The sequence below is a fragment of the Pseudomonas sp. FJ2-5-13 genome, from assembly GCF_029201605.1.
Lineage (GTDB): Bacteria > Pseudomonadota > Gammaproteobacteria > Pseudomonadales > Pseudomonadaceae > Aquipseudomonas > Aquipseudomonas lactis.
In genome coordinates, this window is record NZ_CP104045.1 from 2,445,119 (window position 1) to 2,463,150 (window position 18,032).

Sequence of the window (18,032 nt, forward strand, 5' to 3'; positions counted from 1 at the left end):
TGGCGCGCCCTAGAATCCGTCCGTTGTGTTTATGGATGGATCGTGTGATGACATTTAAAAAATTGCTGCCGCTGACCATGGCCCTGCTGATGTTCCCGCAGTTGGCCCAAACCCTGTACAGCCCGGCCCTGGGCGATATCGGCCGCGCCTTTGACGTCGCGCCGGAGCGTGCAGGGCAGACCTTGTCGGTGTATTTCCTCGCCTTCGCCCTGGGCGTGGTGGTGTGGGGCCGGCTGAGTGATCGTCTGGGGCGGCGGCCGGTGATGCTGATGGGGCTGGCGATCTATGTGGGCGCTTCGGCGCTGGCCTTGACGGTGACGACATTCGACGCCTTGCTGCTGGCCCAGGCCTGTGCTGCTTTTGGCGCGGCGGTGGGGTCGGTGGTCACGCAGACGGTGTTGCGTGACCGTTTCCACGGTGCCGACCTGGCCCAGGTGTTTTCCGTGATGGGTATTGCGCTGGCCGCCAGTCCTGCTGTCGGCCTGTTCAGCGGCGCGAGCCTGGTGGAATTTTTCGGTTACCGCGGCGTGCTCTGCGCGTTGTTGCTGCTCGCGGCGGTGTTGTGGGGCTGGTGCTGGTGGGCCTTACCGGAAACCCGTCCGGCCTCCTTGCCCACCGCCGCCCTTGGCCAGACGCTCGGCCTGATGCTCAAGGATGCCGGAGTATGGCGCTCGGTCGGGTTGGTCGCGGCGTTCAATATCGCGCTGTTCAGCTATTACAGCGTGGGGCCGTTTGTCTTCGCGCAGCAGGGGCGTTCCACCGCCGAGTTCGGTTACAGCGGCGTGTTGCTGGCGCTGGGTTCCGGGTTGGGGGCGTGGCTGAACAAAGCCTTGCTCAAGCGTGGGTTGAGCGGTGAGCGGTTGGTGGTTGTCGCCGCAGCGGTGGCCGTGGTGGGGAGCCTGTTGGTGTTGGCCCTGCAGCACAGCTGGCTGTTGGTGTGGCCGATGCTGTTGGTGGTGCTGGCCTTCGGCATGGCGATTCCCAACGTACTGGGGGCGGCCCTGGTCGATTACCGAGACCGCCTTGGCACCGCCGCCGCCCTGTTTGGCTTGCTGTACTACCTGGTGATTGGCGGCGGGCTGGCCTTGGTGACCTGGTCCCAGGATTTAGGCTGGAGCCTGTTGGTGTGCGGCTTGGCAGCGTTGTGGCTGGCTATGTCGCGGCTACTCAGAAGTTGACCGACGCACTCAAACGCGCCGTCAACGGCGCGCCCTGGAACAGGTAGTCATCGCCCATGTATTCGCCGGCGTCGCGCCAGTAGCGCTTGTCGAACAGGTTATCGACGCTCAGGCGAAACACCGTTTCGTAGCCATCGACCTTGGTGGTGTAGCGGCTCCCGACGTTGACCACCGCGTAGTCGCCCACTTCCACGTTGCCGGTGCGATTGGCGGACTTCTTCGCGCTGTATTGCACGCCGCCCAATACCGCCAGGCCATTGACCCAGGGCAGGGCGTAGTCGGCGTACACACTGGCGCGCAGCTTGGGCACGTTGATCGCCTGATGGTCTTCGTACTCCGGCGTGCCGCTGCCGCTCACCCGCGCTCGGATCGCTGCCACGCTGGTGGCGATCTGCAGACGGTCGGTGGCCCAGCCGTTGGCGGACAATTCAATCCCGGTGTTTTTCTGCTGGCCCTGTTGCACGTAGTTGAACGTGCCACCTTCGGGCTTGGCGTACTGGTAAGCCTGGCGCGTCTGGAACACGGCGGCGGCGAAGCTGATACGGCGCCAGTCGTATTTCACCCCGGCTTCGAGCTGGCGCGAGACGGTGGGGGCGAGGGTTTCGCCGTCATTGTTGGTTGTCCACGGTGCTTCACCGCCCAGAGAAAGGCCTTTGCTATAGCTGGTGTACAGCGAAATGTTCTCTACAGGTTTGTAGATCAATGATGCCTGGGGTAGAAATTCATATCTCTTGGTATGACGGTCTTGAACGCCGTTTTTGTCGAAGGCTTTTTCGTCCAAGCGTACTTCACGGCCGCCGAGAATGGTCTGCCATTGCTCGTTGATCTGGATTCGATCAGTCACGAACAGGCCGTACTGGCGGCTGTCGAGGTTGCGATGGCTGTCTTTAAGCGGCTCGCTAGTAGGTGGAAAGCTCGGCGCATCCTGATTGATATTGCTGCTGCCGATTCGCTCGTTGACTGAGTCACGTTTGTCGATCACCCGGCGAAAGGCGCTGGTACCAAAGGTCAGTTCATGGCCCAAGCTGCCGGTGTTGAACAAGCTGGTCAGGGCTGCCTGTACCTCGTCGTCGCGACGAGTGTCATCGGGGCTGCGGTAGTCGTAGACGTCGTAGTCACCCGTTGGGCTGAAGGTTGCAGTTCCGCAATCGGCCACGTAGAAGCAGCCGTAGGCAAACGAACTGTAGTCATCAATCACCACCTTGCTACGCGCCGCGCTGACACTGCCTTTCCATTGATCGCTGAAACGGTACTCGAACTTGCCGTTGAGGTTCAGCGAATCAATCCCGACCTGCTTGCCGCCCGTCTGGTGCCCCAACAGCTTCTTCGGTGAAGCGCCGTGGGGCACTTCGGTGCCGCCCAGCAGTTGATAACCGGGTACTGAGCGCTGTTGTTTGTTCTGGTATTCGGCATCCAGTTGCAACACGGCGTCGGGGCTGATGTTCCAGTCAAAGGCCAGGGACACGAAATCGCGCTGGCCGTTGGCGTGTTCCACATAGGAATTGAGGTCTTCATGGGCGACATTGGCGCGCAGGCCGAACTGCTGCTCGCTGCCAAACCAGCCGCCGACATCGGTGGCGATGTAACCACTGCCACGATCATCGGTGGACACCGTCACCGAGCGCACATCCTGGGGGCGCTTGGTCACGTAGTTGATCACTCCGCTGGGTTCGGAAATGCCGCTCTGCAACCCGGCCAGGCCCTTGAGCACTTCCACTTGCTGCTTGTTTTCCAGCGCGACATTCTGCTCGCCCGTGATCGTGCGCCCATTGATCTTGTAACTGCTGGCCGCGTTCAGCGAAAAGCCACGCACCACAAAATTTTCGTAATAGCCAATGGGCGCGTAACTGTCGCCCACCGAGGCATCGTTGCGCAGCACTTCGCTGAGCAGGCGTGCCTGCTGGTCCTTGATCAGCGTGGCGTTGATCACGGTGATCGAGGCGGGGGTGTCCAACAGCGGCGCTTCATCAAAACCACCCACCGACGCGGTTTCACTGCGGTAGCCAGACTCATCCTGGCCCTGGACCTTTACCGTCGGCAACTCGATCTCGGCGGCCAGGCTGCTGCCGATGCCGCCACTGAGTAACAGGCCGAGGGCGAAACGTGAGGTGACGATGGGGCGGAAACGCAAAACCATGGGGCAAGGCCTTAAAGCGCTGGGCGGGGGGCGCATAAGCTAGGCATAACGGCGGGATTTTACAAGTTATGCAGAGGGGCTCTGCCTCACCGTTGATCGAATGTGGGAGCTGGCTTGCCTGCGATGACGGCCTGCCAGCCGACACCTATCTCCCTGACACCCCGCGGTCAAAACTGTGGGAGCGGGCTTGCTCGCGAAGGCGGCCTGACAGTCAACACAGTTGGATTGTGTACATATCCATTGCTGCGGTAACGGCCACCTAGGGTTCCGCCCTGACGGCGGCTCACTTTTGAACAGCGCAAAAGTAAGCAAAACGCTCTTGCCCCACCACTCGGCACCTCGCTTAGGCTCGGTGTGCCCGTAATCCGCCAGTGATTTGGGGGGCCGCCGCCACGCGCCATCCATGGCGCGGGGCGGCTAAACCGGCATCCCTGCCGGTTTACCCCCCAAATCCCTGTCGAATTCCGGCCAGCGTGGTTTAACGGGGCGCCTGAGATCAAGATCAAGAGCGGCTCGCTTCGCATCGTGGTTACCGTCTGCTGCTACAGCTCAGAAAGTTGTGTAGAAGCCAGCTCCCACAGGGCATAGCGTTTCAACCAAAGCGCTTCAGCGTCTCGCTGGGCAGCTCCCGGAACAAAGCCCGATAGCTGTTGGAAAACCGCCCCAAATGCCAAAACGACCAATTCATCGCCACCTCGGCCACGGTGGTATCCGCGCCACTCAATAGCTCACGCCGCGCTCCATTCAACCGACGCAACCTTAACCACTGCGCCGGGCTCATCCCTGTGTAGGTCTTGAACCCTTGCTGCAAGTGGCGCAACGGCACACCCGCAATCTGCGCCAGTTCCAACAGGTTGGCGGTTTCGTCCGGTGCATCCGCCGCCCATTCGCCGATGCGCGCCATCAAGCGGCGTTCTTCGCTGCGCTTTTGTAGCGAACTGCGGTCCAGACACACGCAGGCGTTATCGAGGATAAACAGGCAGTCGTCGAGCAGTTGCTGGGTGAGGGCATCGCGGCTGATGGGGTCGGTCAGTGCCGACAAGCGCGTGAGCGTGCCACTGAGCCAACGGGTGAACAGCGCGTTCTGGTGGCCGGTCAGCGGCGCCATGAACAAGCCTTCGAGTTTGGCTATATCCAGGCCCTGGCGCTGAACGAACTGCGGGCCGAATACCACCGCGACTTCGCGGTAGTTGACCGGGGTGATCCAGGTGTTGCGGCTCTCGCCATTGAGCAGGTACAGCGCGTTGTCACTGGCGTCGAAACAGAACGCCAGGGCGCCGGCAGGTGCGTTGAAATGCTGCTCCACCCGGGTGTTCATGCACTCTTCGTAGACCTGCACCCCTTGCAGGTCGAGGTAGCGCACCTGCCCGGCAAAATGCCCCGGGGACATCTGCTGATACTGCTGCACCCAGCCGGGTGTCGCACTGCATTGGGTGGCCACATCGCCGGTGGCGAAGGCCTGTACGCGCAAAGCGGTTGCCTGTGTCATGGGTGATCCGTGCGCACTCTATTGGTGCGTTGTGCCGCGTGCAAAGTGGATAGATGCCGTTTCACGGCTGGCCCAAGATAGACCTCAATGCGCTGGGAGTACAAGCCAGCGTCGCATCCCACCCAAGACGAGGTCCTTATGAACGCCCCCTTCGATCAGCTCTCCATTTGGCTGAAAGAACACAAGATTACCGAAGTCGAATGCGTGATCAGTGACTTGACTGGCATCGCACGCGGCAAGATTGCGCCCACCAATAAGTTCCTGCATGAGCGAGGCATGCGCCTGCCGGAAAGTGTGTTGCTGCAAACGGTAACCGGGGACTTCGTCGACGACGATATCTATTACGACCTGCTGGACCCGGCCGATATCGACATGATCTGCCGCCCGGCAGCCAACGCCACTTACGTAGTGCCGTGGGCCATCGAACCCACGGCCATCGTGATCCACGACACCTTCGACAAGCAGGGCAACCCCATCGAGCTGTCACCGCGCAATGTGTTGAAGAAAGTCCTGCAGCTCTACACCGACCAAGGCTGGCAGCCGATCGTGGCGCCGGAAATGGAGTTCTACCTCACCCAGCGCTGCGAAGACCCGGACCTGCCGTTGAAAACCCCGATTGGCCGTTCCGGCCGTGCCGAAACCGGCCGCCAGTCGTTCTCCATTGACGCGGCCAACGAATTCGACCCGCTGTTCGAAGACGTCTATGACTGGTGCGAAGCCCAGGGCCTGGACCTCGATACGCTGATCCATGAAGACGGCCCGGCGCAGATGGAAATCAACTTCCGTCATGGCGACGCGCTGGATCTGGCCGACCAGATCACGGTGTTCAAGCGCACCTTGCGCGAGGCCGCCCTCAAGCACAACGTCGCCGCCACCTTCATGGCCAAGCCGGTGGCCGATGAGCCGGGCAGTGCCATGCATTTGCACCAGAGCGTGGTGGAGATTGCCACCGGCAAGCCGGTGTTCGTCGATGCTGACGGCAACATGAGCCCGTTATTTCTGCATCACATCGGCGGCTTGCAGAAGTACATCCCCAAGCTGTTGCCGATGTTCGCGCCCAATGTGAACTCGTTCCGCCGCTTCCTGCCGGACACCTCGGCGCCGGTCAACGTCGAATGGGGCGAAGAGAACCGCACCGTCGGCCTGCGTGTGCCCACTTCCAGCCCGGAGGCGATGCGCGTGGAAAACCGTCTGCCGGGGGCTGATGCCAACCCGTACCTGGCGATTGCCGCGAGCCTGTTGTGTGGTTATCTGGGGATGATCGAGCACATCGAACCCAGTGCTCCGGTGGAAGGTCGCGCCTATGAGCGCCGCAACCTGCGCTTGCCGTTCACCCTTGAAGATGCGCTGGCGCGCATGGAGGATTGCGACACGGTCAAGCAGTACCTGGGCGAGAAATTCGTGCGCGGCTATGTGGCGGTCAAGCGCGCCGAACATGAGAATTTCAAGCGGGTGATCAGTTCCTGGGAGCGTGAGTTCCTGCTGTTGAGCGTCTAAAAACAAGCATAAAAGGGGTGACGATATGCGTCTTGTGAACAAGCTTCTCCCACTGGCCCTGGCCGCTGTGTTCAGCAGTGCCGGCCAGGCGGCACCGACGGTGAGTGTCTACAACTGGACCGATTACATTGGCGAGACCACCTTGGCGGACTTCCAGGCCAAGACCGGTATCAAGGTGGTCTACGATGTGTTCGACTCCAACGAAACCCTGGAGGGCAAGTTGCTGGCCGGGCGCACCGGGTATGATGTGGTGGTGCCGTCCAACCACTTCCTGGCGCGCCAGGTGAAGGCCGGTGCGTTCCTCAAGCTCGACCGCGCGCAGTTGCCCAACTTCAAGAACCTGGACCCCAAGCTGCTCAAGTTACTGGAACAGAACGACCCCGGTAATACGCACTCGGTGCCGTACCTGTGGGGCACCAATGGCATTGGCTACAACGTCGACAAGGTCAAGCAAGTGCTGGGTATCGACCGCATCGATTCGTGGGCCGTGCTGTTCGAACCGGAAAATATCAAGAAGCTGCATGAATGCGGCGTGGCTTTCCTCGATTCGGCGGATGAGTTGTTCCCGGCGATCCTCAACTACATGGGCAAGGACCCACGCAGCGAGAACGCCGAGGACTACAAGCAGGCCGAAGCCAAGCTGCTGACGCTGCGGCCGTATATCACTTACTTCCACTCCTCCAAGTACATCTCGGACCTGGCCAACGGCAATATCTGTGTGGCCTTCGGTTATTCCGGCGATGTGTTCCAGGCCGCCAACCGCGCCAAGGAAGCCAAGAACGGGGTGAACATTGCGTATTCGATCCCCAAGGAAGGCGCCAACCTGTGGTTCGACCTGCTGGCGGTTCCGGCCGACGCGAGCAACCCTAAAGAAGCTCATGCGTTCATCAACTACCTGCTGGAGCCTGAGGTGATTGCCAAGGTCAGCGCTTCGGTGGGCTATGCCAACGCCAACCCGGCCGCCAAGCCGTTCATGGCCCCGGAACTGGTGAACAACCCTGAGGTGTATCCGCCCCAGGAGGTTCTCGACAAACTCTATATTTCCACCACGCCCACGCCGGCCACCATGCGCGTGATGACCCGCGCCTGGAGTAAAGTGAAGTCCAACCGATGATGCCGTCCAACGAACATGCCCCGTCCTATTACCGCGCTTCGGCGAATGCCATGGCGCAGCGGCCCGTACTTGAGGCAGACCTGAGCGCCGATGTGTGTGTGATCGGTGGTGGTTTTACCGGGGTCAACACCGCCATCGAACTGGCCCAGCGCGGGCTCTCGGTGGTGCTGCTGGAGGCGCGCCGCATTGGCTGGGGCGCCAGCGGGCGCAACGGCGGGCAATTGATCCGCGGCATCGGCCATGACGTCTCCGGGTTTGCCAAATACGTGGGCGAGGAGGGCGTGCGCTATATGGAGCGGGCCGGTATCGACTCGGTGGCCCTGGTGGGTCAGCGCATTGCCGAGCACGGTATCGACTGCGACCTGCGCTGGGGCTTCTGCGAACTGGCCAATACCCCGGCGCAGTTCGCGGCGTTCAAGGGTGAACAGGCGCACCTGGCAGCCATGGGGTATGCCCCTGAAACGCGACTGGTCGGCCCGCACGACATGGCGCAAGTAGTGGGTTCAACGGTGTATGCTGGCGGCCTGGTCGACATGGGTTCCGGGCATCTGCACCCGCTCAACCTGGTGCTGGGTGAAGCGCAGGCGGCCGAGGCCCTTGGGGTGCGTATCTTTGAGCACAGCCCGGTGCTGGAGTTGATCCACGGCGATACCGTGCAGGTGCGCTGCGCGGGCGGCAGCGTGCGCGCAGCCAACCTGGTGTTGGCATGCAATGCCCATCTTGAAGAGCTGGAGCCGCGCTTGAGCGGCAAGGTACTGCCGGCGGGCAGCTACATCATCGCCACCGAGCCACTGCCTGAGCCTGTGGCCCAGCAGTTGATTCCACAGAACCTGGCGCTGTGCGACCAGAAAGTCGGCCTGGATTACTATCGGCTGACCGCCGACCGGCGCCTGTTGTTCGGCGGTGCCTGCCATTACTCGGGGCGGGACCCTCAGGACATCGCCGCGTACATGCGCCCGAAAATGCTCAAGGTGTTCCCGCAGTTGGCCAACACCGCCATCGAGTTCCAGTGGGGCGGCAAGATCGGCATCACCGCCAACCGTTTTCCCCAGGTCGGGCGGCTCAAGCAGTACCCGAATGTGTTCTATGCCCAAGGCTACTCCGGCCATGGCTTGAACGTGACGCACTGGTGCGCACGGTTGCTGGCTGAGGGGATACATGCGGGTGCAAGCCAGGGTCTGGATATCTTCAGCCAGGTGCCACATATGACCTTTCCGGGTGGCAAGGCGCTGCGTTCGCCACTGCTGGCGTTGGGGATGTTGTGGTATCGGTTGCGCGAAGTGCTCTGAGATCCAATGTGGGAGCGGGCTTGCCTGAATCTTCAACTGAACCACCGCTATCGCAGGCAAGCCAGCTCCCACACGGGTTCTGCATTGCCCACAAAATCAGCGCCCGGCACAGATCCCCTGTGGGAGCGGGCTTGCTCGCGAAGGCGGTGTGTCAGTCACTGATCTTCAACTGAACCACCGCTATCGCAGGCAAGCCAGCTCCCACACGGGTTCTGCATTGCACACAAAATCAGCGCCCGGCACAGATCCCCTGTGGGAGCGGGCTTGCCCGCGAAAGCGGTGGGTCAGTCACTGATCTTCAACTGAACCACCGCCATCGCAGGCAAGCCAGCTCCCACACGGGTTCTGCATTGCACACAAAATCAGCGCCCGGCACAGATCCCCTGTGGGAGCGGGCTTGCCCGCGAAAGCGGTGGGTCAGTCACTGATCTTCAACTGAACCACCGCCATCGCAGGCAAGCCAGCTCCCACACGGGTTCTGCATTGCCCACAAAATCATCACCCGGCACAGATCCCCTGTGGGAGCGGGCTTGCCCGCGAAAGCGGTGGGTCAGTCACCCTCAATGTTGGTGAACCGACGCCTTCGCGAGCAAGCCCGCTCCCACACTCAAACTGCAGGGCGTCAGTCAGATAGCCTCAGGTTCGGTCAGCACTTTGCGAAAGGTTTCCACTAATGGCCTCAAGTTGACGCGATGCCAGGCCGCCCACAGGGGGGTGGTGTAGGCCAGCCACGGCAGCGCGCGCAACACCACGCCAGGCGGTGCGTTGCGGCTCAGGCCTTTTTGCACCATCGCCACCCCCAGCCCGGACGCCACCAGGCCCAATGCGGTAAAGGGCTCGCTGGCCTCCATGGGGATCTGCGGGGTGAAACCGGCGCGGATGCAGGCGGCGACGAAATCGTCAGCCGGGTGGGCGCCAGGTTTGCGCTGCACGCCGATCCATTGTTGGTCAGCCAGGTGTTCGGGCAACAGTTCGCGGTGTCGAGCCAGCGGATGCTGTTCGGGCAGGGCCAGCAGCATCGGGTCGTCGAGGACTTGCCAGGCGCTCAGGTCCGGGTCGTCGGCGGCGGGTGGTTCGCTCACCAGAGCGATGTCCAGGCTGCGTTGGCGCAAACCTTCGAGTTGTTCCAGGGAGGGCAGGTTATACAGCTTGATATGCACGGCGGGCCGGTCGTCGCGCAGTATGCGCAAGGCGTTGGGCAAGACGCCGGCGTGCATGGCGTTCTCGATATAACCGATGCACAAACCGCCTTCTTCCCCACGGCCCAGGCGCTTGCCCAGTGACTCCAGGCGGTTGGCGTGGGTCAGCAATGCCTTGGTCTCGGCCAGGAAGGTCTGGCCGTCGCGGGTCAGGCGGATGCGCTGCTGGCTGCGTTCGAAGAGGGTCAGGCCCAGGCGCTCCTCGAGCTGGGCGATCTGCCGGCTCAGGGGCGATTGAGAAATGTGCAAGCGCTCGGCGGCGCGGCCAACGTGTTCTTCTTCAGCCACCACTTCGAAGTAGCGCAACTGGCGTAGATCAATCATGTAAGACCTGCAAGGACTCAAGTTGGTCGCAGTATGTCTTGGACGGTCTGATCAGCGCAATCTAGCATCTGCTCAACGGTCACCGCGACCTCGCACCGATTGAGGATCCACCATGAGCTTGAAAGACACACTGCCCGGCGTACTGGGCTTTGGCACCGCCCCCTTGGGCAATATGTTTCGCGCCATCCCCGAAGAAGAAGCCCAGGCCACCGTCGAGGCCGCCTGGAGCCAGGGCGTGCGTTACTTCGATACCGCGCCGTTCTACGGCTCGGGCCTGTCGGAAATGCGCTTGGGCCAGGCGCTGTCCAACTACCACCGCGACGACTACGTGCTCAGCACCAAGGTCGGCCGCGTGATTCTCGATGAAGTCGAAGAAACCGTCCGTGACCTTGGCGAAAAAAGCGGCGTATTCGAACACGGCCGCCGCAATAAAATACTCAATGACTACAGCGCCGACGCCACCCTGCGTTCCATTGAAGACAGCCTGACACGCCTGCAAACCGATCGCCTGGACATCGTGTGGGTTCACGACATTGCCCAGGATTTTTACGGCGACCAATGGCTGGAATACTTCAACCAGGCCCGCACTGGCGCCTTCAAAGTACTCACCCGTTTGCGCGAGCAAGGGGTGATCAAGGCCTGGGGCCTTGGCGTCAACCGCGTCGAACCTTGCGAGTTGACCCTGGACCTGGCCGAAGCCCAGCCCGACGGCTTTCTGCTGGCGGGGCGCTATACGCTGCTGGACCACGACCGCGCTTTGCAGCGCCTGATGGACGCGGCCCACGCCCAGCAGGTCGAGATCGTCGTCGGTGGCCCGTACAGCTCCGGCATCCTCGCTGGCGGTGCGCACTTTGAATACCAGCAAGCCAGCCCGGCGATCATTGCCAAGGTCGAGCAGATCAAGGCGATTGCCCAGGCGTTTGGCGTCAGTATCAAGGCCGCTGCGCTACAGTTCTCACTGGCCCATCCGGCGGTGGCGGCGGTGATTCCCGGTGCCAGTCGTCCGGGGCGGATTGCCGAAGACGTTGCGGCGTTGTCTGAACAGATTCCAGCCGCCTTCTGGCAGGCGTTGCGCGAGGCCCGCTTGATCTCGGATCGTGCACCTTTGCCTCTCTCACGTTAAGGAGCTTGAGCATGAAAATTGATGTAAGTGGCAAAGTGGCTATTGTCAGCGGCAGCACCGCTGGTATCGGCCTGGGCATCAGCCAGGCCCTGGCGCAATCGGGTGCCACGGTGGTGGTGATCGGGCGGGATGCAGGCAAGGTGGACGACGCCTTGGCCAGCATTCGCCAAGCGGTTCCGGCTGCCCAACTGCGTGGTGTGGTGGCCGACCTCGGCACCGTTGAAGGCGCACAGAAACTCTTCGCCGCCGAACCCCGCGCCGACATTCTGGTCAACAACCTGGGCATCTTCGATGCGGTGGATTTCTTCGACGCGCCGGACAGTGAGTGGGCGCGCTTCTATGAGGTCAATGTGATCTCCGGTGTGCGCCTGGCGCGCCATTATGTGCCGGGTATGGTTGAGCAAGGCTGGGGCCGGGTGATCTTCGTGTCGTCGGAGTCCGGTGTGGCGACGCCGGCCGACATGATCAATTACGGGGTGACCAAAAGCGCCAACCTGGCGGTGTCCCACGGCCTGGCCAAGCGCCTGGCGGGGACCGGGGTGACGGTGAATGCGATCTTGCCGGGGCCGACCTTTACCGATGGCCTGGAACACATGCTCAAGGACGCCACGGCCGAATCCGGGCGCAGTGCCCGAGAAGAAGCGGATGTGTTTGTACGCCACGCGCGGCCCACCTCGATCATCCAGCGTGCGGCCAATGTGGATGAAGTGGCGAACCTGGTGGCGTACATTGCTTCACCGCTGTCTTCGGCGACAACCGGTGCCGCGCTGCGAGTCGACGGTGGCGTTGTCGACAGCATGGCAATCTGATTTTTCCTGACTGGAGTATTGATCGTGGCAACAGCGTCTTCTGTGATTGAAATAGCGGTGTCGGCCGACCAGGTCTGGCAACTGATTGGCGGCTTCAACAGCCTGCCCGACTGGCTGCCTTTTATTGCCAAGAGCGAGCCGAGCGAGGGTGGCCGTGTGCGTCACCTGACCGCCGCTGACGGCGGCACGATTGTCGAGCGCTTGCAGACTTTCGACAACGTGGCGCGCACCTACAGCTACACCATTGAAGCGTCGCCGTTTCCGGTGAGTGCTTACCTGTCGACCTTGCAGGTTGAAGCGTTGACGGACACCTCGGCGAAAGTGACCTGGTCCGGGGTGTTCACGCCGGCAGCGGGTACCACTGATGCGCAGGTAGAGGAGTTGTTTACCGGTGTCTACGAAGGCGGGCTTGAGGCACTGCGCGGTAACTTCTAAAGAGTGTGGTGAGGGAGCAAGCTCCCTCGCCACAGGTGGGTTTTAGCCTATATGGAGCAGGGCTGCCGCGACAGCCTCTGCCGGCGTCAACTGCGCCGTATCCAGCCTGAACGGCGGCGCTTCCCAGGGTTCATACTCATGCACCTGCACCGATTCCCAGGTCGGCGGCACCAGCCCCGGGATATCGCCCACACGACCTTCGACTCGACGCCGATGCGCCTGCTGATCGGAACACACCACTTCGATATTGATCAGCGCCACGCCGGCGGCTGTCGCCACCGCTTGCCAGGCATCACGGCTTTCCTTCACCGGGTTCACACAATCGGCGATCACCCGCTGCCCCAGGCGCAGGTTACTCAGCGCCAGCGCATTCGCCACAGCGTAGCCACTGGCCCCCACATCCCCCGCCAACACCCCAGCCTCGCGCAGCGCCTGCTCGATCACATCGATACGCAGGTAAACCGCGCCCACCTGTCGCGCCAGCTCCCTGGCAATCGTGGTCTTGCCACTGCCGGGCAAGCCGCTGAATACAATAAGCATGACCATCAACCCCCTGTAGGAGCGAGCTTGCTCGCGAAAAACGCCAACAATAACGCCTACTCCCTGAATAAACGCGGCGCCTGTGAGTTTTTCGCGAGCAAGCTCGCTCCTACAGTGGTATTAGAACCGCTCGGCTCATTTCACTCACAGGAGCGCCCATGACCCTGCCGTTCGTGAAGATGCACGCCCACGGCGACGACTTCATCATCGTCGACCGCCGTGGCGAGGATAACCCCATTACTGCGCAGATTGCCCGCTACCTGGGTAACCGCCGCTTCGGCATCGGTTTCAATCAACTGGCGGTGGTGCTCGACTGTGAGGAGGCCGCCGCGCGCGTTCAGTTCTGGAACCCGGACGGGACACGCCTGCACACCTGCGGCAGCGCGACGCGTGGCGTGGCTGATCGCCTGATGCATGAGGCTGGCACTGACACCATCGTGCTGCGCAGCGACCGTGGCTTGCTGAGATGCACACGTGCTGATGGGCAGCGGGTGTCGGTGGACATGGGCCCACCCTCCTTGGACTGGGCGTCGGTGCCCCTGGACAGGGCGATGGACACCTGTGTGTTGCCTATCGACGGCCAGCCGGCGGCGTGCAGCATGGGCAACCCGCATTGCACGTTTTTTGTGGAGGATGTGACGGCGCTCGATATTGAGGCCATGGGCCCGACGCTGGAAGTTCACCCGCTGTTTCCGGTCAGGACCAATGTGCATTTCGTGCAAGTGCTGGACCGCAGCCATATCCGCCTGCGTATCTGGGAGCGTGGCGGCGGTGTGCCGCAGGGGTCCGGTTCCTGCTGTTGCGCGGCGGTGGTCAACGGCATCCGGCGCGGGCTGCTTGATGAGTGTGTGGAAGTCGAATGCGATGGTGGTGCGGTCACGGTGCAATGGGACGGGCAGGGCGGGGTGATATTGACCGGCCGTGTCGAGCCGATCATGCAGGGCACCGCGTACCTGTACTAGAACTTCACCGTAAACGTGGTGCCGGCACTCGCACAGGAACTCACCGCCACATCGCCGCCATGCACCCTGGCCAGTTCACGCACGATATACAGGCCCAGGCCCACGCTGCGCACGTCGCTGCCCTGGTCGGTGCCACGGGTCATGGGTTCGAACAACCCGGCCAGCAAGGCTTGGGGTATCGCGGGGCCGTGGTTGTGCACCGCAACCTCGCAGGTGTTGTCGCCCAGGCGCGAGGTGATGGTGATCGGCTGCAGCAAGTCGCCATAGGCCACGCTGTTGGCCACCAGGTTACCGATCATCTGTTGCACGCGGTCGGCGTCCAGGCAGGCGTCGCCCTGGCCCTCGGCGTGATGCACCAGCGTGGCCTTGGGGAAGGCCACTCGCAGTTCGTCGACGCTGCGATGAATAACGCTGTGCAGGTCCAGCGGTTGCGGCTTGATGATAATGCCCTGGCCGACCCGGGCCTGGGTGAAGTCCAGCAGGTCGGCGATCATGCGGTGGGCGCGTTCGGACGACTGGCCGATGTGCCCCAACAACTGGCGCTCCTTGGCCGTGCGCTCGCCACGCTGGAGAAAGTCGGACGCCATGCGGATCGCCGTGAGAGGGTTTTTCAGGTCATGGCTGACAATCGCCACCATCTGTTCGGCAAACAACGCCCGGCGCTGGGCAATGGCATAGGCCTCGCTCAGTTCGGCCTGGGCCTGTTGCAGGGCCAGTTCCGTAGCCGTTTTTTCCTGCAGCAGGGCTTCCGCCTGCTTGTGGGCATTGAGCAGTTCGCGCTCGTACTTGTCACGGTCGGTGGTGCCGAACAGCGCCAGGTCGTACATCACGCCGTCGGGCTGCTGGCGCCGGGTGGCATTGAGCAATACGGTGACCTTGTGCCCGTCGCAATGGCGGATGTCGAGCTTCACCTCGGTGACGCTGCCGTGCATGCGCAGCATCGGTGCCAGGTGCGTCTGGTAGAAAATCCGCCCGCCCATGGCCAGCAGGTCCTGGAAACGCCGGCCCAGCAGTTGGGCGGCGGTAAAGCCCAGCCAATCGCACAAGCGCGGGTTGACGTGCAGGATCGTGCCATCTTCCTGCGTCACCGCCAGCGCGCAGGCCGCGCTGTCAAACAGTGAATCAGCGGGCATCGGCAGCCGCCCAAGGGGCGAGGAAGCGGTCCATCGCTGTTGCGCACGCCTGGGGGGCGCTCATGTGTGGGCAATGGCCGACATTCTCGACCAGGCAATAAGTGCTGTTAGGTAATACGGCGTGCAGGTATTCACCCACGGCCACGGGAGCGATCAGGTCTTCGGTCGATTGCAGGATCAGCACCGGGGTAGTCAGGCCGAACACATCCTGGCGGTTATCCGACAGAAAGGTCACGCGGGCGAACTGCTTGGCGATGTCCGGCTCCGTGCGGCAGAAACTCTCGGTGAGCGCCTCGCTCAGGTGCGGCTGCGTCGGCGCGCCCATGATCACCGGGGCCATGGCGCTGGACCAGCCCAGGTAGTTGCTGTCGAGGGTGTCGAGCAGGTCGTCGATGTCGCGGTGCTGGAAACCGCCGACATACTCATCGGTGTCGATATAGCGCGGCGATGGGCCAATCATCACGTGCGCGGCAATGCGGCCCGGGATGAAACGGTCGGCGAGGGTGCCGATCATCGCGCTGACCGAGTGACCCACCAGAATCACCGGGCCTTGGGCGTAGGCGTGGATAATCTCGTTCAGGTCATGGGCGTAGCCATCCAGGCGGCTGTATTTGGCTTTGTCGAACGCACTCAAGTCCGACAGGCCGGCGCCGACCAGGTCATACAGCACCACGCGAAAGCGTTCGAGAAAGTGCGGTGCCAGAGCATTCCACATGGCCTGGTTGCAACCAAAGCCGTGGGAAAACACCAGCGTCGAGGGACCGTTGCCCATCACATGTACATGGTTTCGGTGACGTAGGTCCATGGGGGTCCCGTAGATGGCTAATTGCTATGCAGCTTGTCGGCAGTTTAGATAGTCGCAGGCCCTGGGTCACGCGTTTGCGTGCAGATAAGGTAAAGTCGGCGCCTTCAGGGAGAGACTTCAGGTAACCATACATGATCGTACTTGTGCGGCAATCGGTGTTCAGCCTACTGGCCCTGGTATTTTCCAGCCTGTTGATCGCCGCGCATGCGGACACCTCGCCCATTGGGGTTGCCCTTGATCAACGGGTCATTGACCTGACCAACACTCTCGACTCGGGCACCGCCGAGCGCCTCAAGCAACAACTCGCCGACCTTGAACAACGCAAAGGCGCGCAGGTTGCTGTATTGCTGGTGCCGACCACCGGCAGCGCCGATCTCGAAAGCTACGCCAACCAACTGTTTCGCGCCTGGAAACTGGGACGCCACGACGTCAACGACGGCATCCTGCTGGTGGTGGCCAAGAACGACCGCAAGGTGCGCATCGAAGTGGGCTACGGCCTGGAAGGCATTGTCACCGACCTGCTGGCCCATCGCATCATTGAAGAACAGATCACGCCGGCGTTTCGGACGGGTGACTTTGCCGCAGGCATCGAGCAAGGCGTGAACGCGCTGGTCGTCTTGGTGGACGGCGGCGACTTGCCTGAAAGGGCCGGGCCGGGGCTCAACCCCCAATTTATCGCGATATTGGCGGCGTTTTTCCTGGGGGCGCTCACCGGTGTACTGATCGCTGCCGGTAAGTTGCACTGGCGCAGGGCCTTGATCATCGCAGTAGCGGCCACGCTGTTGTTGGCGCTGCTGGCAGGTGGTCGGGATTGGCCGATGTTTCTGTTTGTAGTGCCGCTGACGTTGTTGATTGGCGGCGCGATATTCGGCGCGTTGTGGCAGGTACGTACGCTGTTTTACGGCGTGATCGGGCTGCTGGCTTATATCCTCGGGTTGGTGGTGGCAAACCAGTACGTGGACGTCAGTTTCATCCATTGGCTGCTGTGGCCATTGGGCGTCTTGGTGGTACTGGGCTTGTACCTGGTGCTGCTGCTGATCATGAGGGAGACCTGGCGCACCAGCCGCGCAGGTTTTGCCGTACAGCTGCTGGCGGTGATGGCCGTGTATGGGGTGGCGGGGCGGGTGATGGACGGTGATCGCGACGCCTGGTTGCTGGCGTTTCCTATCGCATCGTTTGTTGCGCTGATTATCTTTGGCAAGGTCGGCGAAGGTTCTGGCTCCGGTGGCGGGTCCAGTTCAGGTTCCAGCGGCTCCAGCTCCAGCAGCAGTTCGTCGGGCGGTGGCGGTTCCAGCGGTGGCGGGGGGGCTTCCGGCAGTTGGTAGATGGTTCGGCGGCTGTCCCATAGCGGAACAGCCGCCCACCATACCAGTTGAAGCTAATGGGTATGGGGTGTTCGGCAAAGCCCTGGGTACTACGGCGGCTTAGGTCAAAAGCAGAGGAGTTGTCACGCCTTGGTCCAACCGCCGATGCCGTCAGGTTTTATTTCGAAGTCGATCGGTTCACGATGGGTATTGGACGGGGAGTCGTCTAAGGCCTTGTAATCCGAAGTTGAGAAGGCGGGCAGGGTGCCGCTGCCGTGATATTGGATATGGGTATTGACCTTGGAGTCATCGACGATCTTTTTGTCCGAAGGCAAGAAGTTGCGATCCAACCGAGTGCGGTTGGCGTGGTCGCGCGTCGCATTGCCAATGCTCTTCCAGCCGCCCTTGCCATTGGACACTTCGGCATCTTCTCCCGCCTGTTTGTCCAGAGGGTTTGTCCTGGGTACATCGTTATCGATAGGGTGTTTGCCAGCGGGCTGGTACGCGGGTACGAATGGGATGGAGTCACTGATTGAAGACATGATTGCACCTCTATGATCACTAGGAAGTTGACCCTGCCAGGAAGGGATCCTGACAGGGCGTTTCGCAGGCTACAGCGCCAGGGGCAGGCGCTCAACGAGGTCTGTTTTGGCTGGGTGTAACAACGTAAAACCGCATCGGGCGTGGGTTTTCG

16 protein-coding genes are annotated in these 18,032 nt (G+C 61.8%); 9 read left to right on the top strand and 7 right to left on the bottom strand.

The features are described 5' to 3' along the window. Positions 1 to 47 precede the first annotated feature (47 nt). Positions 48 to 1,178 carry an MFS transporter gene (locus N2A98_RS10825; protein ID WP_275623404.1) on the top strand — a complete coding sequence of 377 codons (1,131 nt, stop codon included), beginning with the start codon at positions 48 to 50 and terminating at the stop codon, positions 1,176 to 1,178. Here N2A98_RS10825 and N2A98_RS10830 read toward each other — a convergent pair. Then, positions 1,168 to 3,315: a TonB-dependent siderophore receptor gene (locus tag N2A98_RS10830; RefSeq protein WP_275623405.1), complete on the bottom strand. Its 2,148-nt coding sequence runs from the start codon at positions 3,313 to 3,315 to the stop codon at positions 1,168 to 1,170. The genes N2A98_RS10825 and N2A98_RS10830 overlap by 11 nt on opposite strands. A 592-nt stretch (positions 3,316 to 3,907) precedes the next feature. After that, the gene (locus tag N2A98_RS10835) at positions 3,908 to 4,804 is read right to left on the bottom strand and encodes a helix-turn-helix domain-containing protein (protein ID WP_047710642.1); all 897 of its coding nucleotides are present in this window, start codon (positions 4,802 to 4,804) and stop codon (positions 3,908 to 3,910) included. 138 nt (positions 4,805 to 4,942) lie between these two features. Here N2A98_RS10835 and N2A98_RS10840 point away from each other — a divergent pair, with 138 nt between their 5' ends. From N2A98_RS10840 to N2A98_RS10850, 3 genes are read left to right on the top strand one after another with little or no spacing between them, the layout of a single operon-like run. Beyond that, a complete protein-coding gene (locus N2A98_RS10840) occupies positions 4,943 to 6,301 on the top strand; it encodes a glutamine synthetase family protein (RefSeq protein ID WP_044270176.1) in 1,359 nt (452 codons plus the stop codon). 25 nt (positions 6,302 to 6,326) lie between these two features. Beyond that, a complete protein-coding gene (locus N2A98_RS10845) occupies positions 6,327 to 7,415 on the top strand; it encodes a polyamine ABC transporter substrate-binding protein (protein WP_078467439.1) in 1,089 nt (362 codons plus the stop codon). Then, the gene (locus tag N2A98_RS10850) at positions 7,412 to 8,704 is read left to right on the top strand and encodes an FAD-binding oxidoreductase (protein WP_078802933.1); all 1,293 of its coding nucleotides are present in this window, start codon (positions 7,412 to 7,414) and stop codon (positions 8,702 to 8,704) included. The genes N2A98_RS10845 and N2A98_RS10850 overlap by 4 nt, the downstream gene beginning before the upstream one ends. A 626-nt stretch (positions 8,705 to 9,330) precedes the next feature. On the opposite strand, the gene N2A98_RS10855 is transcribed toward N2A98_RS10850, so the two are convergent. Further along, positions 9,331 to 10,227 carry a LysR substrate-binding domain-containing protein gene (locus N2A98_RS10855; protein ID WP_125969908.1) on the bottom strand — a complete coding sequence of 299 codons (897 nt, stop codon included), beginning with the start codon at positions 10,225 to 10,227 and terminating at the stop codon, positions 9,331 to 9,333. A gap of 112 nt (positions 10,228 to 10,339) precedes the next feature. Here N2A98_RS10855 and N2A98_RS10860 point away from each other — a divergent pair, with 112 nt between their 5' ends. From N2A98_RS10860 to N2A98_RS10870, 3 genes are read left to right on the top strand one after another with little or no spacing between them, the layout of a single operon-like run. Continuing rightward, on the top strand, positions 10,340 to 11,350 hold the full coding sequence (locus N2A98_RS10860; protein ID WP_044270039.1) for an aldo/keto reductase: 1,011 nt from the start codon (positions 10,340 to 10,342) through the stop codon (positions 11,348 to 11,350). Positions 11,351 to 11,361: 11 nt separating this feature from the next. Beyond that, positions 11,362 to 12,159: an SDR family oxidoreductase gene (locus N2A98_RS10865; RefSeq protein WP_020301857.1), complete on the top strand. Its 798-nt coding sequence runs from the start codon at positions 11,362 to 11,364 to the stop codon at positions 12,157 to 12,159. A 24-nt stretch (positions 12,160 to 12,183) separates the two neighbouring features. Further along, positions 12,184 to 12,594 carry an SRPBCC family protein gene (locus N2A98_RS10870; protein WP_044270035.1) on the top strand — a complete coding sequence of 137 codons (411 nt, stop codon included), beginning with the start codon at positions 12,184 to 12,186 and terminating at the stop codon, positions 12,592 to 12,594. A gap of 42 nt (positions 12,595 to 12,636) precedes the next feature. Here N2A98_RS10870 and N2A98_RS10875 read toward each other — a convergent pair whose 3' ends face one another. Further along, positions 12,637 to 13,134: an AAA family ATPase gene (locus N2A98_RS10875; RefSeq protein WP_044270174.1), complete on the bottom strand. Its 498-nt coding sequence runs from the start codon at positions 13,132 to 13,134 to the stop codon at positions 12,637 to 12,639. A 158-nt stretch (positions 13,135 to 13,292) separates the two neighbouring features. On the opposite strand from N2A98_RS10875, the gene dapF reads away from it, so the two are divergent. Then, positions 13,293 to 14,096, top strand: a complete 804-nt coding sequence (dapF, locus tag N2A98_RS10880) for a diaminopimelate epimerase (protein ID WP_044270033.1) — start codon at positions 13,293 to 13,295, stop codon at positions 14,094 to 14,096. Here dapF and N2A98_RS10885 read toward each other — a convergent pair. Both N2A98_RS10885 and N2A98_RS10890 read right to left on the bottom strand, forming a co-directional pair. Then, positions 14,093 to 15,229, bottom strand: a complete 1,137-nt coding sequence (locus N2A98_RS10885; protein ID WP_275623406.1) for a PAS domain-containing sensor histidine kinase — start codon at positions 15,227 to 15,229, stop codon at positions 14,093 to 14,095. The genes dapF and N2A98_RS10885 overlap by 4 nt on opposite strands. Continuing rightward, positions 15,219 to 16,034, bottom strand: coding sequence for an alpha/beta hydrolase (locus tag N2A98_RS10890; protein WP_078802937.1), 816 nt, complete (start codon positions 16,032 to 16,034; stop codon positions 15,219 to 15,221). Before N2A98_RS10890 ends, N2A98_RS10885 begins: the two co-directional genes overlap by 11 nt. A gap of 131 nt (positions 16,035 to 16,165) precedes the next feature. Here N2A98_RS10890 and N2A98_RS10895 point away from each other — a divergent pair, with 131 nt between their 5' ends. Continuing rightward, the gene (locus tag N2A98_RS10895) at positions 16,166 to 17,359 is read left to right on the top strand and encodes a YgcG family protein (RefSeq protein ID WP_275623407.1); all 1,194 of its coding nucleotides are present in this window, start codon (positions 16,166 to 16,168) and stop codon (positions 17,357 to 17,359) included. Between the two features lie 122 nt (positions 17,360 to 17,481). Here the strand turns inward: N2A98_RS10895 and N2A98_RS10900 are convergent, their stop codons facing one another. Next, positions 17,482 to 17,880 (bottom strand): hypothetical protein, encoded by a 399-nt coding sequence (locus N2A98_RS10900; protein ID WP_044270025.1) that lies wholly within the window; start codon positions 17,878 to 17,880, stop codon positions 17,482 to 17,484. Positions 17,881 to 18,032 lie beyond the last annotated feature (152 nt).